We start from the raw sequence: 502 nt of genomic DNA, 5'->3' as shown, positions 1-502 counted from the left end.
ACAAGGACGCCTTCGACGCCCAGGGCGCGGAAACCTTCGGCGCCGATTCCTTCCAGGCCGCCAAGGGGTCCGGCGCCGCGGTCCTGCGGATCAGCCTCCCCGCCGCCCCCGCCGAGTTCCCGCCGCGCGCCGCCTTCGGCGCCCGCCTGGCCGCCTACCGCTTCGACAAGTACCGCACCACTGAAAAGCCCGAGAAGAAGCCGTCCGTCGTCGCGGTCGAGATCGCCGCCCATGACCCGGCCGCCGCGAGCGCCGCGTTCGCCCCCCTGTCGGCCTTGGCCGACGCGGTGCTGTTCGCCCGCGACCTCGTCTCCGAACCCGCCAACATCCTGCATCCCGAGGAGTTCGCCCGGCGGGTCAAGGCGCTGGAGAGCCTCGGCCTCGAGGTCGAGATCGTCGAGGTCGATTGGGGCGAGGGCGTTCCGGTCGAGCGCTATGCCGACATCCTCGCGGCCGATGCCGGCCATAAGATCAAGGCGGTGCTCGCCTGCCACAACGAGAC

General features: G+C 71.5%; 1 protein-coding gene. It reads left to right on the top strand.

The window, feature by feature from the left end; translation table 11 throughout:
- The coding region (locus tag D1614_RS25465) for a M17 family peptidase N-terminal domain-containing protein (RefSeq protein ID WP_206610239.1) at positions 1-502 on the top strand (502 nt) is incomplete at both ends.

It is taken from the genome of Maribellus luteus, from assembly GCF_003576475.1.
In the GTDB taxonomy this organism is placed as follows: domain Bacteria; phylum Bacteroidota; class Bacteroidia; order Bacteroidales; family Prolixibacteraceae; genus Draconibacterium; species Draconibacterium luteum.
This window is presented reverse-complemented; position numbering and strand designations above follow the sequence as displayed.